This window comes from Peribacillus sp. BM1 (assembly GCF_056679975.1).
This window is the reverse complement of sequence record NZ_CM155259.1, coordinates 4138962-4155175: the sequence shown is the minus strand read 5'-3', so window position 1 is coordinate 4155175 and position 16214 is coordinate 4138962. Positions and strand designations below refer to the sequence as shown.

Genomic DNA, 16214 nt, shown 5'->3' with positions numbered 1-16214 from the left:
CAAATACCTACAATGGAGTGTTACAAACACTTATTTTGAACGGTATAGTTGTAGTGAAGTCTGATCCTTTTTCATCGTTTTAGTTTTAGAGCAGACGCTCATGGATGTTTCCTATGATTCATCCTCTTTTGCTAATGAATTTTTAGTTAATTTTTGTATTGTGATAAAAACAATGCTAAACTATTTGCTAGAAAATATATTGACAGGCGGAGTTATACAATGGGTGGAAAAAAGAAACAAAAGCAAGAAGGAAATGTTATTCCGTTTCCTAAATTGGGCAGTCGGCTTGTGGAAAAGGGCATAGAACATATCGAAAAAAGAGAGTTCAAACGTGCGGCGGAATTGTACAGCCAAGCAAGAGAGCTAGATCCTGAGAATCCCGATGTTAATGTCGGTTTAATCGTTTCTTTTGTCGAAATGGGACGCTATCTAGAAGCACGGGATTTGTGTAAAGAAGTGCTACATAAAGGAATTGGCGACTATTTTCAGATCGTCAGTATCTATTTAATGGTTTTACTCCAACTTAACGAGCATGAAGAAATGGTGATAACAATCGAGGCTTTGTTAGATGATAATCAAGTACCCCATGATAAAATTGACCACTTTAAAAATATGCTTGCGTTTAGTACTAGAGTTTTAGAAGAGAATGAAGATATGTCTGCTGAAATCGAAGAAGAGAAACGAACGGAAGCAGAGTTTTATGATGACGAATGGTTTGTTGGAAAATCCGACGAAGAAATTTTTAGGAATATCAGTCGATTGTCAGAAGCGAATATTCGTGTTTTTATGCCATCTGTTCAGAAATTTCTGCTAGACGTTGCGGCACATCCTTTTTTGAAGACGCTATTACTCCACATTCTACAAGAACAGGAATATGATAAAAAAATACGGGTAACAAAGCTCAAAAAAGAGATTGACATCATTCCAACAGAAATACCACCTATGAAAGATACGGATTTTTTCAAAACGGTTACATCCCTCGTAGAAAGACAATTAGAACAAGAGAATCCATCATTATTGGCTATGGCTACATCTCTCATAGAAAGGCAGCAATTTATCATGTATCCAATTGCACCGGATGCGAGCACCTTTCCAATTTGGGCTTGCGCCTATCATACTATGGCAGAGATGTATCAAACCGGTGATAATACCGTCAATAAAAGAGCCGTTCAATATGGAGTAAGTCCGGATTCTGTGCACGAAATAATCCTACAAATTAATACAATTGAAGAATTTTCTTATGGGAATATTTAATGTATTGCTGTTGAAACGAAGGGAACCTGTGTTATAATGTAGGGGTTGTAATGTCTCGTTTTGTTATGAAACGAACAGAGCCCTAGCTTAATCAGGGTATGGTGATGCTTGTTAGGAATAGCATAGCAGATTCATCCATTGCTTATTCATTTTAGTATATAGATTTTTGGAGGGAAACACATGTCTGTAAAATGGGAAAAACAAGAAGGTAATCAAGGCGTATTAACTGTTGAAGTAGAAGTTGCTACTGTTAATGAAGGTTTAGACGCTGCGTTCAAAAAAGTTGTAAAACAAGTAAACGTACCAGGCTTCCGTAAAGGAAAAATGCCTCGTCAAATGTTCGAAAAAAGATTCGGTGTAGAATCTCTTTACCAAGATGCACTTGATATCATTCTTCCAGATGCATATGCAAATGCAGTTGAAGAAGCAGGAATCAACCCTGTTGATCGTCCTGAAATTGACATTGAACAAATGGAAAAAGGCCAAAACCTTATTTTCAAAGCGAGTGTAACAGTTGCACCTGAAGTTAAATTAGGTGAATACAAAGGTCTTGAAGTAGAAGCATTCAACGCTGAAGTAACAGACGAAGATGTTGATAACGAAATCAAAGCTCTTCAAGAACGTCAAGCTGAGCTAGTAGTAAAAGAAGAAGGACAAGCAGCTGATGGTGACACAGTTGTGATCGACTTCGAAGGATCCGTTGATGGTGAATTATTTGAAGGCGGAGCATCTGAAAACTATACATTAGAGCTTGGATCTAATAGTTTCATTCCTGGTTTCGAAGAGCAATTAGTTGGTCTTGAAACAGGAGCTGAAAAAGATGTCGAAGTATCTTTCCCTGAAGAATACCATGCTGCTGAGCTTGCAGGTAAACCTGCTGTATTCAAAGTGAAATTACACGAAATCAAAACAAAAGAACTTCCTCAATTAGATGACGAATTCGCTAAAGATGTCGATGATGAAGTTGAAACACTTGCTGAATTGAAAGAAAAAACAAAGAAAAACCTTGAGCATGACAAAAAACACCAAGCAGAAAACGCAATTCGTGACGCAGTGATCGAAAAAGCGTCTGCAAACGTGGAAGTTGATATTCCAGAAGTTATGGTAAATAACGAAGTAGATCGCATGATGAAAGACTTCGAACAACGTCTTCAATCTCAAGGCTTGAACATGGAGTTATACTTCCAGTTCTCAGGACAAGATGAAGAAGCTCTTAAAGGACAAATGTTAGAAGAAGCGAAAAACCAAGTTCGTGTAAGCCTAACTCTTGATGCAATCGTTAAAGCTGAAAACATCGAAGTAACAGAAGAAGATGTGAATGCTGAGATTGAAAAAATGGCTGAAATGTACAAAATGGATGTAGAGAATATCAAAAAAGCACTTGGTAGCCTAGAAGGTCTTAAAGGCGATCTTAAAATTAACAAAGCAATCGACTTCCTTGTTGCAAACAGCAAAACAGTCGCTGCTGCTGAATAATAAAAGCCAGTGTTTCTTAGGCTAAGTATTTAAATTTAGCCAAACAACCTATTTTGTATTATAATTAGAAGCATGCAAGGCACGAGCATTCGTGCCTTGTTCTATACATAAGGCAATGAGCCAAAAATCGATATCGGTATCACATAGCATACATAAAAATCGAAAGTTTGACATTTGTGTTTAATCTTGTGAGTAAAGGCTAGTATAGTGAAAAACGCTTGTTTTTACGACAACATGCATGCATTAGCCACTATGACTTTAGAAGCCTCAAATCGCCATTTTTTAAAAAAATTATTTTGATGGGAATTTCAGCATTGATTTTTTTATAAATTCAGTGTAGATTAATTTTAATACCGCATATACATAGTTATACATACACAATATCCCTGCCTTATTAGTAAGTGTCAAACAGGAGGAAGAAAAGCTTCTATCTAAACACACCCGGTAATTATTATTGCACTAGTTCCATGAAATAGCTTTGGGCGAATGATTTAAACTTGCTAGCCCATGGAGGTATGAAATGTTTCAATCAAATGGTTAGTAAGCGTTTTCAAAAAGTGAATTGCATGATATACTAACTTTGTTGTTGACTAATTAGGTGGGCGTGTTCTTTGGCAATGTGACTCCATTGACACTTAACGTTTTTCGGGTTTGGGAAAGCCTGTTACGGGCAACATACATATTATTGTTAAGAATAGTTAGTACTTATTGGACAACTATCATGTCCTAAGCGTTTTTATTACAAAAATACTTGGAACATGGTACAATGCGGTCTACATCAAAATTTTATTACCGAGCTTATGCGTCTATTTCAGTCCAAAAATAAGACGTTTGGCTATGTATATAGGAAAATTCTATAAAGGAGTGAGTCCATGTTTAAATTTAATGATGAAAAAGGGCAATTAAAATGTTCTTTTTGCGGAAAAACTCAAGAGCAAGTTCGTAAACTGGTAGCAGGGCCGGGTGTATATATTTGTGATGAATGTATTGAACTTTGTACAGAAATCGTAGAAGAAGAACTAGGTACGGAAGAAGAAATCGAATTTAAAGATGTTCCAAAACCGATGGAAATTCGTGAGATTCTTGATGAATATGTGATTGGACAAGAGCAGGCTAAGAAATCTCTTGCTGTTGCGGTATACAATCATTACAAGCGAATTAATTCAAACAGTAAAGTGGATGACGTAGAACTTGCAAAGAGTAATATTGCCCTAATCGGACCTACTGGTAGTGGGAAAACGTTACTTGCACAGACATTGGCACGATTATTGAATGTTCCGTTTGCCATTGCAGATGCTACTTCATTAACAGAAGCAGGGTATGTTGGGGAAGATGTTGAAAACATTTTGCTTAAATTAATCCAAGCTGCAGATTATGATGTTGAAAAGGCAGAAAAAGGAATCATTTATATTGATGAAATCGATAAAGTAGCACGTAAATCTGAAAATCCTTCCATTACGCGTGATGTGTCTGGTGAAGGTGTTCAGCAAGCCTTATTAAAAATTCTTGAAGGTACCGTTGCAAGCGTTCCGCCACAAGGTGGTCGTAAGCATCCACACCAAGAGTTTATTCAAATTGATACAACAAATATTCTCTTTATTTGTGGTGGTGCATTTGATGGAATCGAACCGATTATTAAACGCCGTCTAGGCCAAAAAGTAATTGGTTTTGGATCAGATGTGAAGAAAGATGATGTTGCAGAAAAAGAATTACTTTCTAAAGTGCTTCCAGAAGATTTATTGCGCTTTGGTTTAATTCCAGAATTCATTGGTCGTATTCCAGTAATTGCTACATTGGAGCAATTAGATGAAGCGGCATTGATTGATATTCTAACTAAACCGAAAAACGCTCTAGTGAAGCAATTTGAAAAAATGCTGGAGCTTGACAATGTCATTCTTGAATTCGAGGAAGATGCTCTACTTGAAATTGCGAAGAAAGCAATTGAAAGAAAAACCGGAGCTCGTGGACTGCGTTCTATTATTGAGGGCATTATGCTTGAAGTAATGTTTGAACTGCCTTCACGTGATGACATTGATAAATGTATTATTACAGGTGCAGCCATAACAGAAAATGAGTCACCTAAACTCGTTCTTAAAGATGGAACAACGATTAACGCGGCTGACAGAACATCTGCATAATCTAAAAACAGGGTCTGATTTCGTACTCTACACACAGTATTGCGTGTTATCATCACGTATTACTGGATGTTGTAGCGGCGAGGTCAGGCTTTTTTTTGCTTTGAACTGTTATTTTTAGTTCCGGCGCGCAAATCTCAAATCTCGCTCGAAAAGTACCGATTCTGGCACGCAAACCTTCCAATCTGGCTCGCAAATTCGAAATGTGGTTCGCAAATTTGATTTCCGGCTCGAAAAGGTTGAATAGGAGAGGGATGGCTGCACCAATTGCGGTGTTTTCGCCTAAATCCACTCGCCCCGCATCCTTTAGCGACGGGGTTTTTATAAAAAGTGTAATAAAGGGGTTTGTTTTTATTACAGTTCCCCATCTTTATACGTAAAAAAAGATGGATGATTCATTTAGGCAAAGGAGATACTATCATTTACATACTTGGTGAATGCAGGAGGGAAAGGCAATGAATTGGACAGGAATCGCGCTATTAATTCAGCTGTTTTTTGGTATTGTGATTGGTATGTATTTTTTTAATTTACTTAAGGGACAAAGGACACAAAAGGTATCGATTGATCGTGACTCTAGAAAAGAAATGGATCACTTGCGGAAAATGCGGTCTATTTCTTTAACGGAACCATTATCAGAACGTGTACGGCCGATTACATTTGCTGATATTGTTGGCCAGGAAGATGGAATTAAGACGTTAAAGGCTGCACTTTGCGGTCCGAATCCACAGCATGTTATTGTATATGGCCCACCGGGTGTCGGTAAAACAGCAGCTGCAAGGCTTGTTTTAGAAGAAGCGAAGCGCAATAAGAAATCACCATTTCAAAAAGCAGCCGTATTTGTAGAATTGGATGCAACAACGGCCCGGTTTGATGAACGAGGTATTGCAGATCCACTGATTGGCTCTGTTCATGATCCAATCTATCAAGGAGCCGGTGCCATGGGACAAGCAGGAATTCCGCAGCCAAAACAAGGGGCAGTAAGTAATGCACATGGTGGTGTCTTGTTCATCGATGAAATTGGTGAGCTTCACCCAATTCAAATGAACAAACTACTTAAAGTGCTCGAAGATCGTAAAGTATTCTTAGAAAGTGCGTATTATTCAGAAGAAAATACGAATATTCCAACTCATATCCATGATATTTTTAAAAACGGATTGCCTGCAGATTTTCGCTTGATTGGTGCAACAACGAGAACCCCGAATGAAATTCCTCCTGCCATCCGTTCGCGCTGTATTGAAGTTTTCTTTAGAGAGCTCGATCCTTGCGAGATTATTTCGATTGCTAAAAAAGCATCTGAAAAGGTGAAGATGACAATCAGTGATAAAGGTCTGGAAACGATCGCTGAATATGCCCGAAATGGCAGGGAAGCTGTAAATATGGTTCAAACGCTAGCCGGTATTTCTATTACAGAAGATCGTGATTACATTAAAGATGAGGACATAGCTTGGATGGCTCACACAAGCCAGCTCACGCCAAGAATGGATAGGAAAATAGATGACAAGCCGAAAATAGGTCGGATTAATGGACTTGCTGTTTACGGTCCAAATAGCGGGGCGCTACTTGAAATTGAAGTAACCGTCATGCCTGCGCTTGACAAGGGAAGTATTAATATTACTGGGATTGTAGAAGAAGAGAGCATTGGTGGAAACGGGAAATCCGTCCGTAGAAAAAGTATGGCAAAAGGCTCAATCGAAAATGTGATTACTGTTCTTCGTTCGATGGGGGTTCCTGCTGATCAATTTGATATTCATGTCAACTTCCCGGGAGGCAACCCTGTGGATGGACCATCTGCCGGAATTGCGATGGCAAGCGGAATCTATTCAGCTATTTACAAAATTCCTGCTGAAAATACAGTGGCGATGACAGGAGAAATCAGTATTCATGGCCATGTTAAACCGATTGGTGGGGTCATTCCGAAAATTAAAGCAGCCAAGCTTGCAGGAGCAAAAAAAGTGATTATACCACATGAAAACATGCAGCCATTGCTGAATGAAATAGACGGAATTGAAATCATCCCAGTGAAAACCGTGAAAGAAGTCTTTGAAATTGCGTTAAGAAAAGATATTATTCCGGAACAAATTTTGCCTCAGCTTGATTTAACGAAGCGGGAAAGTGTATAAGTGAAACTTCCATCTATGGGTGCCATTCCTCACTGGTGGTCGGTTAAACCGAGATAAAAGTATTAATAGGGTCAGTTCTCGTACTTTACTCAGGAGGATCCGGTGTTAAACGCACTTGATTCTTACTGAATAAAGGAATTGCGAGATCTGGCTCTTTGCCTTTTATAGATAAGCCTATCAATCTGAGGGCGAGTTTACTCCTGCTTATTAAGCCATTTTAAAGGTGTGAAAATAACTAACTTTTGCCGATGGTGAGCGGGAACGATATTTCGTCTACTATACGTCAAATTTTTGGTTTTTCGTGCGTATTGTTTTGTTTTTGGAGATAATAAAAGAGGAATAAGCTTGTCAGATAGACACGTTCTTGTAAATACGTTAGAATTGTTACACTGGTCAATCTAAAAAACTAGACAATACGATAAATTATTGGAGGTGTCAGGCATGGCTGATAGAGAAATCATCGTCCCCCTCCTGCCGCTAAGAGGCTTACTTGTATATCCTACAATGGTGCTACATTTAGATGTTGGACGAGACAAATCGGTACAAGCTTTGGAAAAAGCAATGGTGGAAGATCATCTTATCTTTTTAACGACACAAAAGGATGTTTCTTTAGAAGAACCAGGTGAAGAAGATATTTACCAGATGGGAACTTTAACAAAGGTGAAGCAAATGCTTAAACTCCCGAACGGTACAATCCGCGTATTGGTAGAGGGACTGAACAGGGCTCAGATTATTGAGTTCTATGATGATGAGACACAATTCTCTGCCAAAGTCGAAGTGTATGAAGACAGTGATGAAAAAGGAATTGAGCATCAGGCATTGATGCGTACGCTGTTGGAATACTTTGAACAGTACATAAAGATGTCGAAGAAAATTACTCCTGAAACATTTGCCGCAACGGCAGATATTGAAGAACCTGGCAGGCTTGCGGATGTGATAGCATCCCATTTGCCATTAAAGCCGAAAGAAAAACAGGAAATTTTAGAAACTATTGATGTGAAAGAACGATTAAGCAAGATAATCGAAATCATCAATAATGAAAAAGAAGTATTAAACCTCGAGAAGAAAATTGGCCAGCGCGTGAAACGTTCAATGGAAAGAACGCAAAAAGAGTATTATTTGCGCGAACAAATGAAGGCGATCCAAAAAGAACTTGGCGATAAAGAAGGAAAAACTGGGGAAATAGCCGTCCTAACTGAGAAAATAAATGAAGTTGGCATGCCAGAGCACATCAAGGAAACGGCCATGAAGGAATTGGATCGATATGAGAAAGTCCCTTCTTCCTCTGCGGAAAGCTCCGTCATCCGTAATTATATCGAATGGCTTATCACGCTTCCGTGGTCCAAGGCAACAAAGGATGACCTAAATATTCAAAAGGCTGAAAAAGTGCTGAATCGTGATCATCATGGACTTGAAAAAGTGAAAGAACGTGTACTTGAGTATTTGGCTGTCCAACAATTAACACAGTCGCTTAAAGGACCAATTCTTTGTCTTGTCGGACCGCCGGGAGTAGGGAAAACTTCTCTTGCACGTTCGATTGCAACGTCGATGAATCGCAATTTCGTTCGGATTTCGCTTGGTGGAGTTCGTGACGAATCAGAAATACGCGGACACAGAAGAACGTATGTTGGTGCGATGCCAGGACGCATCATTCAAGGTATGAAAAAAGCAGGAACGATTAATCCAGTGTTTTTACTAGATGAAATCGATAAAATGTCCAATGATTTTAGAGGCGATCCTTCCGCTGCGATGCTTGAAGTGTTGGACCCGGAACAAAATAATCATTTCAGTGATCATTATATTGAAGAAACGTACGATCTTTCAAAAGTGATGTTCATTGCTACAGCTAATAACTTGGCGACGATACCAGGACCGTTACGGGATCGTATGGAGATCATCTCGATTGCCGGGTATACGGAGATCGAGAAACTTCATATCGCAAAAGATCATTTGCTACTTCGGCAAATGGAGAATCATGGTTTGCAAAAGACACAGCTTCAAGTTCGTGAAGACGCACTAATCAATATCATACGCTATTACACGAGAGAAGCGGGTGTCAGGAGTCTGGAACGTCAATTAGCTAGCATTTGCCGTAAAACCGCGAAAATCATCGTATCTGGTGAGAAAAAGCGCGTGGTGATTAGTGAGAAAAACGTAAAAGATTTCCTAGGAAAAACGATGTTCCATTACGGTCAAGCAGAAACTGTGGATCAAGTCGGTGTTGCAACCGGTCTTGCTTATACAACAGTAGGCGGAGATACACTCCAAATCGAAGTGTCTCTTTCACCAGGAAAAGGGAAGCTCATTCTGACAGGGCAACTAGGCGATGTCATGAAGGAATCTGCCCAGGCAGCATTTAGTTTTGTTCGTACGAAAACGGAACAACTCGGAATTGATGCGAATTTCCATGAAAAGCAAGATATTCATATTCATGTACCAGAAGGAGCCGTTCCAAAAGATGGACCTTCAGCAGGGATTACTCTTGCAACAGCGCTAATATCCGCTTTAACAGGTCGACCGATTCATCGAGAAGTAGGGATGACAGGCGAAATTACTTTGCGTGGACGCGTGCTTCCGATAGGCGGTTTAAAAGAGAAATCACTAGCAGCACACCGGGCAGGTTTGACGAAAATTATTATCCCGAAAAATAATGAAAAAGACATTGACGATATACCGGAAAGTGTCCGAAAAGAATTAGAATTTGTTCTCGTTTCTCATGTAGATGAAGTGTTGGAACATGCATTGGTAGGTGAAACAGAATGAAAGTAACAAGTGCCGATATCGTCATTAGTGCGGTGAAGCCGGAACAGTACCCAAATGAACAGATTCCGGAATTCGCCCTTGCAGGTAGATCAAACGTCGGCAAATCCAGCTTTATTAATAAGATGATCAATCGTAAGAATCTTGCACGAACATCTTCAAAGCCAGGAAAGACGCAAACGTTAAATTTTTATATCATAAACGACATGCTGCACTTCGTTGACGTACCTGGATACGGCTACGCAAAAGTGTCTAAAACGGAGCGAGCAGCGTGGGGGAAAATGATTGAAACGTATTTTACAAATCGTGACCAACTTAAGGCAGCTTTATTAATCGTTGACCTGCGCCATCCACCGACGAAAGATGATATCATGATGTATGGCTTCTTTAAGCATTATGATTTGCCCGTCATTGTCGTTGCAACGAAAGCGGACAAAATCCCAAAAGGGAAATGGCAAAAGCATTTGAAAGTGACACGTGAGACATTAGATATGGAAAAAGAAGACGAAACCATCGTTTTCTCTGGTGAAACGGGCCAAGGGAAAGACGAAGCATGGGGATTGTTGAAGAAGTTTATGTGAAAACAGGGTCAGACCTCACACTCTACACATTGTTTATTGACATGTACACGTCATATAAATGATATAGAAGATGTGGGGTCTGACCCTTTTCTTTATTTCTTTTTGATGAAAAGAATATAGATGCCAATACCCATTACAAGAAATGGCCAATAGGACGCTGAGTTTGCGAGTGCAGTTTCGCTCAGTCCGAATTTGCTGATGAGCTGGTCATAATAGACCGTTATAATAGCAATAATAAGTAACAAGATTCCTTTGGTTAAGCTTGATTTCGTCTTACTTGCCTGCATCAGAAAGCCGATGGCAACAATGAGTTGAAGAACACCGATGTGATTAGGCCAAAAAGCAAGATGGTCAACTAAATGATAGTGCAGCCCGGTTCCAAAAAGGATCACCCCTGGAAGGATGGCTTGAAACTGTTTCCCACCGTATGCTTCTCCTAAAAAAGCAGCTCCGATAATACAAAGAACGGTTGGCCAATTGAAAAAGCCTTCAAATAAGACGAGATTATACTGTTGAAGCAAGAAATAGAGGCCGAAGCCGAGTAAGATAATTCCGGGAAAGATTCTCTGAGTTTTCATCATGACCTCCTAGTTTGATTACTTGAAGTTCGTTTCAATTTTTGTTATGGTACTTTCATATAGAATAATTGTCGAATCCACCTATGTAAAATGAAGATTAGGTAACAACTCCATGTTAGCATATCGTTTTCATGAACTGTTCATAATTTTGCCGTTTTAAGTAAAATATAAATGATATAATGTAGGTTGTTGAGTATTGAATTTACTGGGGGTGCAAACGAAAGATGCATATAGTAGCGGTAGGCTTGAATTATAAATCTGCCCCTGTCGAAATCCGAGAGAAATTATCATTCAATGAAGCTGAACTTGCTTTAGCAATGAAAGCATTAAAAAACAAAAAAAGTATTCTCGAAAACGTCATTATTTCGACATGTAACCGTACCGAAATCTATGCGGTGGCAGATCAATTGCACACAAGCAGATATTATATAAAAGAATTTCTTTCCGAGTGGTTCAATATCGAGAGAGAAGAGTTTTCTTCGTATCTTACAATCTATGAAGGCGAGGGAGCTATTGAACATTTATTTAAAGTAGCATGTGGTTTAGATTCGATGGTTCTTGGTGAAACCCAAATACTTGGACAAGTACGGTCAAGTTATATGGAGGCTCAAAAAGAATCAACAATCGGAACCGTTTTCAATCATCTTTTTAAGCAATCATTAACGTTAGCAAAAAAAGCTCATTCCGAAACAGAAATTAATACAAATGCAGTATCTGTTAGCTATGCAGCCGTTGAATTAGCGAAGAAAATATTTGGCGGATTAACGGGAAAGAATACATTGATTCTAGGTGCAGGTAAAATGGGTGAACTCGCCATTCAAAATCTCCACAGTAATGGAGCTGACGACATCACGGTTATCAATCGCACACATGAGAAAGCCGTTACTTTAGCTGAGCGTTTTTCTGGGAAAGCAAAGCAATTACAAGAATTGCAATGCGCGCTAGTGGAAGCAGATATTCTTATTAGTTCAACTGGTGCGAAGGATTTTGTCATTAATAAAGAAATGATGACCTTTGTGAACAAAATGCGTAAAGGCCGTCCGATCTTGATGGTTGATATTGCGGTTCCGCGTGACCTAGATCCTGCAATCGCTGAATATGATAATGTTTTCTTATATGATATTGATGATCTTGAAGGAATTGTAGAAGCGAATATGCAGGAACGTAAAAAAGCAGCTGAGAGCATTTACATGATGATTGAATCTGAGATTGTTGAGTTTAATCAATGGGTAAATGTCTTAGGTGTTGTGCCGGTTATTTCAGCACTTAGGGAGAAGGCGCTATCGATTCAATCTGAGACAATGGTAAGTCTTGAACGGAAGCTTCCTCACTTAAGTGAACGCGATCAGAAGCTAATCAGCAAGCATACGAAGAGCATCATTAACCAAATGCTGAAAGATCCCATTCTATATGCGAAAGAAATAGCGGTCGAGCCAAATGCGAAAGAAGCTTTGGATCGTTTTGTGAAGATTTTTCATTTGGCAGATTTAGTTGAAGAATCTACCATGCCCGTACAACAGGAAAAAAGAAAAGTGGCGCAGGTCAAACCAGTCCCTGTTCAAGTGTAGTTGGAGTATAATATGGAATTAATTATGACAAGATTACATGAAGTGACTGTACTAATTTATGCAGCAAGTGTGCTCTTATATTTTATTGATTTTCTTCATAATAACCAGAAGGCAAACAAAGGAGCTTTCTGGTTACTTGCTATTGTTTGGGTCTTACAAACCGTATTTCTATTTTTATATATGTTGCAAACGGGCCGATTCCCCGTGTTGACGATCTTTGAAGGATTATATTTTTATGCGTGGGTGCTCATTACGTTATCGTTGGTGATCAATAAATTTCTTCCTGTTGATTTTACTGTATTTTTTACAAATGTATTAGGGTTCATCGTGATGGCGATTCATACATTTGCACCGGTTCAAATTCAGTCGAAGGTACTGGCAGAGCAGCTCGTTTCAGAACTTTTGCTGATACATATCACCCTTGCAATCCTATCCTATGGAGCGTTCTCACTTTCCTTTGTATTCTCGTTATTGTATTTAATTCAATACGATTTATTAAAAAGAAAGAAATGGGGTAAGCGTCTATTACGGCTTGGCGATTTAGCCAAGCTTGAGCATATGTCTTATGTGCTCGCGGTCATTGGTGTACCGATGTTGATTCTATCGCTTATTCTAGGGTTGCAGTGGGCCTATATCAAAGTGCCAAATGTCATTTGGTTTGATCCAAAAATTCTTGGTTCATTTTTAGTGCTCATTGTGTACAGTATCTATTTATATTTTAAAGTCCGAAAGCAAATGTATGGAAAAACGTTAGCCTATCTGAACCTTATTTCATTTTTAATAGTTCTTATTAACTTTTTCCTGTTCGGAAGTCTTTCCACATTTCATTTATGGACTACATAGGAGGATAACATGAGAAAAATAATTGTCGGTTCAAGACGAAGCAAGCTTGCTATTACACAGACTAACTGGGTAATTAATCAATTAAAAGAGCTTGGTGTACCTTATGAGTTTGAAGTAAAAGAGATTGTGACAAAAGGAGATCAAATCCTTGATGTGACATTATCTAAAGTGGGCGGTAAAGGCTTGTTTGTGAAAGAAATTGAGCAAGCGCTTTTAAATAAGGACATTGATATGGCTGTTCATAGTATGAAAGATATGCCTGCTGTGTTGCCGGGCGGTTTGACGATTGGCTGCATTCCGCCGAGAGAAGATCACCGCGATGCCTTGATTTCTAAAGACCATGTAAAACTTGCTGATTTAAAGCCTGGTGCAATCGTTGGAACAAGCAGTTTGCGTCGCAGTGCACAATTGTTGGCTGAACGTCCTGATCTTGAAATTAAATGGATTCGGGGCAATATCGATACTCGTCTTGAAAAACTAAAAAATGAAGATTATGATGCCATCATCCTTGCAGCAGCGGGCCTTGCGAGAATGGGCTGGAAATCAGATGTTGTAACAGAATTCCTTAAACCAGAGCTCTGCCTACCTGCTGTTGGACAAGGTGCACTTGCTATCGAATGCAGGGAATCAGATGCTGACCTGTTAGAACAATTGGAAAAACTGACGTCTAACGAAGCGAAGGCAACAGTAGAAGCAGAGCGGGCTTTCCTTGATAAAATGGAGGGTGGTTGCCAAGTTCCAATTGCGGGATTCGCTACTGCAAATGATGCGGGAAGTATTGAATTAACAGCGCTCGTAGCATCACCTGATGGAAAAACAATTTTCAAAGAAGTAGTTGCAGGAGAAAATCCCAAAGAAGTCGGTATTGAAGCAGCTCGGATCTTAACGGAAAAAGGTGCGAAAACATTAATTGATTCTGTGAAAGAGGAGCTCAATCAGTAATGAATGAATCTGGCCCTCTAAAAGGTTATCATGTTCTCATTACTAGAGGGAAAAGTCAGGCAGCAATCTTAGTAGAAAAAGTGGAGAGCTATGGTGGCAACGCTGTGGTCGTTCCACTCCTTGATTTTGTCCTGCCTGAAAACGTCAATCAGCTTAAAAATTACGTTCGTCATATTCATGAATATGACTGGTTAATTCTTACGAGCCAAAACGGAGTTGACTACTTTTTCCGTCTCCTAGAAGAGCAGGCACCGGTAAAATTGCCGCGGATTGCAGTAATCGGTAGTAAAACAGAGGAAATCCTTAAGAGTCACGGGTTTAAGTCGGATTTCGTGCCCTCAAATTTTGTCGCCGAATCTTTTGCAGAGGAATTTATTCCAATGATAAAGCGAGGCTCGCGTGTCCTTATTGCAAAAGGAAATTTGGCTCGTACGGTTATTGCCGAAAAAATTCGTGAGGCAGGGGCACAATGCCAGGAAATGATTACGTATCAAACGGTATTGCCTAAAGAAAGTGAGTCGAAGCTCTCAGACTTGCTCACTAAAGGGCGATTGAATATTATTACGTTCACCAGTTCATCAACGGTCCATCACTTTATGAAAATCGTAAACAAGCAAGATTTGCAAGCGAGTTTAGATCAACTTGTTTTTGCCTGTATCGGTCCAATCGCTTTTGAGACAGCCGAATCATATGGTTTGTCTATAGCTGTTTGTCCAGAAGTATACACCGCAGAAGCTATGATTGATTGTTTGGCGGAATATATGTCAAGACAATATACAAAATGAGACTGACGTTTCTAATGCCACGATTTACGATGAAGGACCCACCTAGTGTACGTACGTTTAGTATGGGCTATATTTTTAAAGCGCGGAGACTGAATCCTTTTGGCCTTCGTGTAAATCATTTTTAGGGAGGAATTTATATGAAAGATATTCAATTTACCAGACACCGTCGTCTGCGTTCAAGTGCTGGCATTCGTTCCCTCGTTCGCGAAACACATTTACATAAAGAGGACTTCATTTACCCGATCTTCGTCATTGATGGTGAGAATATCAAAAGTGAAATCGCTTCTATGCCAGGAATTTATCAGCTTTCTATGGATCGTTTATTGGCTGAAGTGGAGGAAGTCGTAAGCCTAGGAATTAAATCAGTCATCTTATTCGGTGTGCCATATGAACATGATAAAGATGAAGTAGGTACGGGTGCATTTAGCCATAATGGGCTTGTACAAGTCGCTACACGTTTGATTAAGGAATCATATCCAGAACTGATTGTTGTCGCTGATACTTGTCTTTGTGAGTATACAAGCCATGGTCATTGTGGCGTTGTAGAAGGCGAGAAAATCCTAAATGACGCGTCCCTTGACTTACTTGCCAAAACCGCAATTAGTCAAGCAGAAGCAGGAGCGGATATCATTGCCCCTTCCAATATGATGGACGGTTTCGTTCGTGCAATCCGTGCTGGACTTGATGAAGCAGGCTTTTTAGATGTGCCAATCATGTCATATGCGGTTAAATATGCATCAGCCTATTATGGTCCTTTCCGCGAAGCAGCCAATGGCGCACCACAGTTTGGCGACAGAAAAACGTATCAAATGGACCCTGCTAACCGGATGGAAGCGTTCCGTGAAGCGGAATCGGATATAGATGAAGGAGCAGATTTCCTCATCGTCAAGCCGGCGCTTTCTTATCAAGATATTATCCGTGATGTGAAAAATTATACAACATTACCAGTTGTTGCTTATAATGTGAGTGGAGAATATTCGATGGTCAAAGCAGCTGCAATAAACGGTTGGGTAGATGAAAAGTCGATGGTCTTAGAAATGTTAACAGGCATGAAACGTGCAGGAGCGGATTTAATCATTACATACTTTGCGAAAGACGCTGCACGCTATCTAGATGAAATGAAGTGAGAACCTTTTTCTAAAAAAGAGTGTGTCCAAAAAGGCTAGTGAATT

The 16214-nt window shown here is 39.6% G+C and carries 12 protein-coding genes; 11 read left to right on the top strand and 1 reads right to left on the bottom strand.

The features are described 5' to 3' along the window. Window positions 1–219: 219 nt before the first annotated feature. From AC1MGI_RS19830 to yihA, 6 genes are all read left to right on the top strand, one after another. On the top strand, window positions 220–1254 hold the full coding sequence (locus AC1MGI_RS19830) for a tetratricopeptide repeat protein (protein ID WP_480347255.1): 1035 nt from the start codon (window positions 220–222) through the stop codon (window positions 1252–1254). A 180-nt stretch (window positions 1255–1434) separates the two neighbouring features. Further along, window positions 1435–2730: a trigger factor gene (tig, locus tag AC1MGI_RS19825; RefSeq protein WP_480347253.1), complete on the top strand. Its 1296-nt coding sequence runs from the start codon at window positions 1435–1437 to the stop codon at window positions 2728–2730. Window positions 2731–3602: 872 nt separating this feature from the next. Further along, window positions 3603–4868: an ATP-dependent protease ATP-binding subunit ClpX gene (gene clpX / locus AC1MGI_RS19820; RefSeq protein WP_062177095.1), complete on the top strand. Its 1266-nt coding sequence runs from the start codon at window positions 3603–3605 to the stop codon at window positions 4866–4868. A 452-nt stretch (window positions 4869–5320) separates the two neighbouring features. Then, the gene (gene lonB / locus AC1MGI_RS19815; protein WP_480347251.1) at window positions 5321–6985 is read left to right on the top strand and encodes an ATP-dependent protease LonB; all 1665 of its coding nucleotides are present in this window, start codon (window positions 5321–5323) and stop codon (window positions 6983–6985) included. A 441-nt stretch (window positions 6986–7426) separates the two neighbouring features. Then, window positions 7427–9748, top strand: coding sequence for an endopeptidase La (lon, locus tag AC1MGI_RS19810; protein WP_480347249.1), 2322 nt, complete (start codon window positions 7427–7429; stop codon window positions 9746–9748). Continuing rightward, window positions 9745–10326 (top strand): ribosome biogenesis GTP-binding protein YihA/YsxC, encoded by a 582-nt coding sequence (yihA, locus tag AC1MGI_RS19805; RefSeq protein WP_480347247.1) that lies wholly within the window; start codon window positions 9745–9747, stop codon window positions 10324–10326. The genes lon and yihA overlap by 4 nt, the downstream gene beginning before the upstream one ends. A 92-nt stretch (window positions 10327–10418) precedes the next feature. On the opposite strand, the gene AC1MGI_RS19800 is transcribed toward yihA, so the two are convergent. Further along, window positions 10419–10907, bottom strand: coding sequence for a LiaI-LiaF-like domain-containing protein (locus tag AC1MGI_RS19800; RefSeq protein ID WP_403069314.1), 489 nt, complete (start codon window positions 10905–10907; stop codon window positions 10419–10421). A 221-nt stretch (window positions 10908–11128) separates the two neighbouring features. On the opposite strand from AC1MGI_RS19800, the gene hemA reads away from it, so the two are divergent. The 5 genes from hemA (at window position 11129) to hemB (ending at window position 16169) form a co-directional block, all read left to right on the top strand. Then, entirely contained in the window at window positions 11129–12472 is a 1344-nt protein-coding gene (hemA, locus tag AC1MGI_RS19795) for a glutamyl-tRNA reductase (RefSeq protein ID WP_480347244.1), read from the top strand. Between the two features lie 12 nt (window positions 12473–12484). Then, a complete protein-coding gene (locus tag AC1MGI_RS19790) occupies window positions 12485–13315 on the top strand; it encodes a cytochrome C assembly family protein (RefSeq protein WP_480347242.1) in 831 nt (276 codons plus the stop codon). A 9-nt stretch (window positions 13316–13324) separates the two neighbouring features. Continuing rightward, complete coding sequence (gene hemC, locus AC1MGI_RS19785) at window positions 13325–14257, top strand: hydroxymethylbilane synthase (protein WP_480347240.1); 933 nt, start codon at window positions 13325–13327, stop codon at window positions 14255–14257. Next, window positions 14257–15042, top strand: a complete 786-nt coding sequence (locus AC1MGI_RS19780) for a uroporphyrinogen-III synthase (protein WP_480347238.1) — start codon at window positions 14257–14259, stop codon at window positions 15040–15042. The genes hemC and AC1MGI_RS19780 overlap by 1 nt, the downstream gene beginning before the upstream one ends. 137 nt (window positions 15043–15179) lie before the next feature. Then, window positions 15180–16169 carry a porphobilinogen synthase gene (hemB, locus tag AC1MGI_RS19775; protein WP_480347236.1) on the top strand — a complete coding sequence of 330 codons (990 nt, stop codon included), beginning with the start codon at window positions 15180–15182 and terminating at the stop codon, window positions 16167–16169. Window positions 16170–16214 lie beyond the last annotated feature (45 nt).

What these genes read in the sequence shown, in the direction of transcription:
- AC1MGI_RS19830 (WP_480347255.1), top strand. Translation starts at nt 220, where the DNA reads ATGGGTGGAAAAAAGAAACAAAAGCAAGAAGGAAATGTTATTCCGTTT.
- tig (WP_480347253.1), top strand. Translation starts at nt 1,435, where the DNA reads ATGTCTGTAAAATGGGAAAAACAAGAAGGTAATCAAGGCGTATTAACT.
- clpX (WP_062177095.1), top strand. Translation starts at nt 3,603, where the DNA reads ATGTTTAAATTTAATGATGAAAAAGGGCAATTAAAATGTTCTTTTTGC.
- lonB (WP_480347251.1), top strand. Translation starts at nt 5,321, where the DNA reads ATGAATTGGACAGGAATCGCGCTATTAATTCAGCTGTTTTTTGGTATT.
- lon (WP_480347249.1), top strand. Translation starts at nt 7,427, where the DNA reads ATGGCTGATAGAGAAATCATCGTCCCCCTCCTGCCGCTAAGAGGCTTA.
- yihA (WP_480347247.1), top strand. Translation starts at nt 9,745, where the DNA reads ATGAAAGTAACAAGTGCCGATATCGTCATTAGTGCGGTGAAGCCGGAA.
- AC1MGI_RS19800 (WP_403069314.1), bottom strand. Translation starts at nt 10,907, where the DNA reads ATGATGAAAACTCAGAGAATCTTTCCCGGAATTATCTTACTCGGCTTC.
- hemA (WP_480347244.1), top strand. Translation starts at nt 11,129, where the DNA reads ATGCATATAGTAGCGGTAGGCTTGAATTATAAATCTGCCCCTGTCGAA.
- AC1MGI_RS19790 (WP_480347242.1), top strand. Translation starts at nt 12,485, where the DNA reads ATGGAATTAATTATGACAAGATTACATGAAGTGACTGTACTAATTTAT.
- hemC (WP_480347240.1), top strand. Translation starts at nt 13,325, where the DNA reads ATGAGAAAAATAATTGTCGGTTCAAGACGAAGCAAGCTTGCTATTACA.
- AC1MGI_RS19780 (WP_480347238.1), top strand. Translation starts at nt 14,257, where the DNA reads ATGAATGAATCTGGCCCTCTAAAAGGTTATCATGTTCTCATTACTAGA.
- hemB (WP_480347236.1), top strand. Translation starts at nt 15,180, where the DNA reads ATGAAAGATATTCAATTTACCAGACACCGTCGTCTGCGTTCAAGTGCT.